This window comes from Microbacterium sp. HMWF026 (assembly GCF_003061325.1).
In the GTDB taxonomy this organism is placed as follows: Bacteria; Actinomycetota; Actinomycetes; order Actinomycetales; family Microbacteriaceae; genus Microbacterium; species Microbacterium testaceum_E.
Window position 1 is genome coordinate 1 of sequence record NZ_QAJB01000231.1, and the last position, 4,413, is coordinate 4,413.

The window sequence follows — 4,413 nt, forward strand, 5'->3', positions numbered from 1 at the left end:
GGTGAGGGCCTTCGGAGCCGCCTAAGGGAATCGAACCCTTGACCTATTCATTACGAGTGAATCGCTCTGCCGTCTGAGCTAAGGCGGCATGTGCGCGCTGTCGCGTGCACGATCATCGATCTTACATGCTCCAGAGCACTTCGCGGAACGCGATCAGTAATCGCCGCTCGCGGTGCGGTCGGCGAGGATGTCGCGGCTCGACGAGAGACCGAGGCGCGTGGCACCGGCGGCGATCATCTGCTCGGCCGCTTCGCGCGTGCGCACCCCGCCCGAGGCCTTGACCTCGGCCCGGTCGCCGACGGTCTGCTTCATCAGCTCGACGGCGTGCACCGATGCGCCACCGGCCGGGTGGAAGCCCGTGGAGGTCTTGACGAAGTCGGCACCGGCGGCCACCGCCGCCTGGCATACGGCGACGATCGCCTCGTCGCTGAGTGCCGCCGACTCGATGATGACCTTGAGCACGGTCGGGGCCGGAGCCGCCGCGCGCACGGCGCGGATCTCGGCCTCGACGAGGGCGTAGTCCCCCGCGATGGCCGCACCGATGTCGATGACCATGTCGATCTCGTCGGCCCCCTGCGCCACCGACAGCGCCGCTTCGGCGGCCTTGACGTCGGCGTGGTGCTTGCCGCTGGGGAAGCCGCACACGACGGCGAGCTTGAGGCCCGCGGGTACCTCGACCGGCAGGAACGACGGCGAGATGCACACGCTGTAGGTCCCGAGCTCGGCACCTTCGGCGATGAGGCGCTCGACGTCGGCACGGGTGGCCTCGGGCTTGAGCAGCGTGTGGTCGATGTAGGTCGCCAGGTCGGCGATGGGCGCGGTCATAGGGATCTCCTCGGGTCTGACGGAACAAGCCTAGGCGCGAGCGACGTCACTCGCAGCGCAGTCCCTCGGCGGGCACCGTGCCGTCGACGAGATAGTCGTCCACGGCGGCGTTCACGCAGTCGTTGCCCTTGTTGTAGGCGAGGTGCCCCTCTCCGACGTACGTGACGAGCACGCCCTGCGACAGCTGACCGGCGAGCGCCTGCGCCTCGGTGTACGGCGTGGCCGGATCGCCCGTCGTACCGAGCACGACGATCGGAGGAGAACCGGGGGCCGTGATCGGCGCCCGCGTGCCGGTGGGCGGAGCCGGCCACGCCGCACAGGCGTCGGGACCGAGCCAGTACGGGGCGACGACGGGCGCCTTCTGCGAGAGCTCCTGCTCGACGGCCGGATCGTCCTGGTCGCCCTCGTCGGGGTAATCGACGCAGTTGTAGGCACGCAGGGCCTGCAGGGTGTTGTCCTGGTACTGCCCGTCGACGCGACCGTTGTAGAAGTCCGCGAGCTGGAAGGCGACCGAGGCGTCGCCGTTGAGCACGTCGGCGAGTGCCACGCGCAGATACGGCCAGCTCTGATCGCTGTAGAGCGCCGCCACGATCGCCGTGACGAGGGAGTCCGCGCCCAGGCGTCTTCCGTCGGGGCCTGTGATCGGTCGGGCGTCGACGCGCGCGAGCAGCGACGACAGGTCGGCCATCGCATCGTCGACGGAGCCGCTGAACGGGCACTCGGACGTCGACAGGCAATCGCCCATGAAGGCACGCAGAGCGTTCTCGAACCCGACCGCCTGGGCGATCCCGCTCTCGGTGCCCGGAAGACTCGGGTCGATGCCGCCGTCGAGCACCATTCGTCCGACGCGCTCCGGGAACAACCCCGCGTAGGTCGCGCCCAGGAACGACCCGTAGGAGAAGCCGAGGTAGTTCAGTTTCGGATCCCCCAGCACCGCACGGAGCAGGTCCATGTCGCGCGCCGCATTCTCGGTGGAGATGTAGGGGAGGATGCCATCGCTCCCCGCCGCGCAGGCCGCGGCGAAGTCGGCCTGGCGCTGCTCGAGGGCGGCGTTGCGCTCGTCGCTCCCCCGGGTGCCCGGGGGGATGTCGTAGAGGAAGGCGTCCATGCCCGCCGCGTCGTAGCAGGTGACCGGTGCGGACTGCCCGACTCCGCGCGGGTCGAACCCGATCACGTCGTAGGAACGCGTGAGGTTCTCGTCGGCGACGAGCGAGAGGGAGTCGCGCACGGTGTCGACCCCGCTGACACCGGGTCCGCCGGGGTTGGTCAGCAACGACCCGAGCGGTTCGCCCGAGGTCGCCCGGTGCCGGATGACGGCCAGCTGCAGCTCGCCCGCCGAGGGATCGGCGTAGTCGCGCGGTGCCGTGACGGTGGTGCAGTCGAAACCCGCCGCGCCGCAATCGCTCCAGGTGAGCGTCTGGCCGTAGTAGGGCAGCAGGCTCGGGTCGATGCCCTCGGTCTGGGGTGCGGGCGATCGCGTCGTGTCGGGGGCCATCGGGGGGATCTGCGCATACAGGCACCCGGACAGCGTCACGGCCAGGCCCGCGAGAGCCGCGACGGCGGCGGCGAGACGGCGACGGGCGGTCACGGGGCGGATCCGTTGGCGACGGTGATCATGAGGCTCTCCAGCGCCAGCAGCGGTGCGGCGTTCTGCTCGAGGTTCTTTCGGGTGACCGAGATGCGGTCCAGCACCCCGAGAGTTCGGGCGGGGGTCCACTCCCCCGCGAGGGCGCGCAGCGCGTCGAGCCGCTCGCTGTTGACGAGGTCGGCCTCGCGTCCGTACTGGAGCATGACGACGTCGCGGAACAGCGACTGCAGGTCGGTGAGCACGCGATCGATCCCGTCGCGCAGGCTCCGCGTGGCACGGCGTTTCTGATCGTCTTCGAGGGCGTTGACCTGCCCGCGGACGGAGGGCGGGACGGCCGCGCCCTCGGCGACACCGAGCATGCGCAGCAGCGCACGTCTCTCTTCGTCGTCGCGGGTGGCGGTGAGCGCTTTGGCGTCGTCGGTGGCGAGACGCACGATGCGTCCGGCGACGTCGACGGCGTCGCCGATGCCGCGCACCGCGAGGACCGCCGCGAGCGTCTCGGCCCGGCGGGCTCGCGCGTCGTCGTCGGTGGCGAGCCGCTGAGCCATGCCGATGTGCCGCTGCGCGTGGCGGGCGGATTCCTCGGCCACGTCGGGGGTGACGCCGGTGCGTTCGACGATCAGCGCGGCCACGTCGGCGACCGAGGGCTCGCGCAACCGGAGCACGCGCACGCGCGAGCGGATCGTGGGGAGCAGGTCGGCGTCGCTGGGGGCGCAGAGCACCCACACCGTCTTCTCGGGGGGTTCTTCGAGCGCCTTGAGCAGGACGTTCGAGGTGCGCTCAGCCATGCGATCGGCGTCTTCGACGACGATCACACGGTGACGACCGAGCGAGGGGGCGAACGATGCGCGTTCGACCAGACGACGCGCCTCATCGATGCGGATGACCACCTGCTCGGTGCGCAGGGCCGTGAGATCGGGGTGGGTGCGCGCAAGGACCTGCTGCTGGGCCCGCTCGTCGCCCGGGTCGGCGATGAGGGCCGCCGCGAAGGCGTACGCGAGGGTCGAGCGACCCGAGCCGGGCGGGCCGGTGATGAGCCACGCGTGGGCGAGGGCCGCCGGGTCGGACGCCGCCGCGCGCAGTGTGGCGACCGCGTCGTCCTGCCCCCACACCGCGTCCCACGGGAAGGGCGCCGCACCGACGGACGTGCTGATCGGGGCGCTGGCGACGGACATGGCATCCAGCCTAATCGCGGGGTCCGACACGACCGCGGGGCGTCGGCTGTGGATGCCCCGAGGGTGCGGCGTCCGCGGCGGTGGCGACGTCAGCTCAAGCGGGCCGCGACAGCCGCCTGCACGCGCTGCGCGAGCGACTCGGGCGGCTGCGTCGCGTCGAGGACGAGGAAGCGATCGGGCTCGGCCGCGGCGAGGTCGAGGAACGCGGAGCGCACGCGCGCGTGGAACTCGCCCTTCTCGGCCTCGAGGCGGTCGAAGGGCTTGTCGTCGGCATCCAATCGCCGTCGAGCGGCGGCCGGATCGAGGTCGAGCAGCACGGTCAGGTCGGGCAGCAGCCCGCCGGTGGCCCACAGCGACAGCGCACGCACGTCGTGCGCGTCGAGCACACGGCCCGCGCCCTGATACGCGACCGAGGAGTCGAGGTAGCGGTCCTGGATGACGATGTCGCCCCGTGCGATCGCGGGACGAACGACCGTCTCGACGTGGTGGGCGCGGTCGGCCGCGTACAGCAGCGCCTCGGCGCGCGGATCGATGTGACCGCGGTGGTGCAGGACGATGTCGCGAATGCGCACGCCCACGTCGGTACCGCCGGGTTCGCGCGTGCGGACCACGGAGCCGCCGCGGTCGCCGATCCACTGCTCCAGCAGCGCGGCCTGCGTCGTCTTGCCCGCCCCGTCGCCGCCCTCGAAGGTGACGAACAGGCCGGGCCCCCCGGCCGCCGCCGCGCGCGGAGCGTGCAGCGGCCGGGTGCCGTGCGCGGTCACGACGACGACGCCGGCGCCTTGCGCGTGGTCGGGGCTTTGGCGGCCGTGGTCTTGGCGGCGG

At 71.8% G+C, this 4,413-nt stretch carries 4 protein-coding genes and 1 tRNA gene; all 5 read right to left on the minus strand.

Annotation, left to right across the window (positions count from 1 at the left end; genetic code table 11):
- Positions 1-15 precede the first annotated feature (15 nt).
- Positions 16-88, minus strand: a tRNA-Thr gene (locus tag DBR36_RS09325).
- A gap of 65 nt (positions 89-153) precedes the next feature.
- Positions 154-825 carry a deoxyribose-phosphate aldolase gene (deoC, locus tag DBR36_RS09330; RefSeq protein ID WP_108318789.1) on the minus strand — a complete coding sequence of 224 codons (672 nt, stop codon included), beginning with the start codon at positions 823-825 and terminating at the stop codon, positions 154-156.
- Between the two features lie 46 nt (positions 826-871).
- Positions 872-2,413, minus strand: a complete 1,542-nt coding sequence (locus DBR36_RS09335; protein ID WP_258222690.1) for an alpha/beta hydrolase — start codon at positions 2,411-2,413, stop codon at positions 872-874.
- Positions 2,410-3,588 carry a DNA polymerase III subunit delta' gene (locus DBR36_RS09340; RefSeq protein WP_181373541.1) on the minus strand — a complete coding sequence of 393 codons (1,179 nt, stop codon included), beginning with the start codon at positions 3,586-3,588 and terminating at the stop codon, positions 2,410-2,412. Before DBR36_RS09340 ends, DBR36_RS09335 begins: the two co-directional genes overlap by 4 nt.
- A gap of 89 nt (positions 3,589-3,677) precedes the next feature.
- Positions 3,678-4,413: dTMP kinase (gene tmk / locus DBR36_RS18070; protein WP_219927638.1), on the minus strand; the 736-nt coding region annotated here is incomplete at its 5' end.

Coding starts and splice junctions, on each gene's coding strand:
- deoC (WP_108318789.1), bottom strand. CDS start 825: ATGACCGCGCCCATCGCCGACCTGGCGACCTACATCGACCACACGCTG.
- DBR36_RS09340 (WP_181373541.1), bottom strand. CDS start 3,588: ATGTCCGTCGCCAGCGCCCCGATCAGCACGTCCGTCGGTGCGGCGCCC.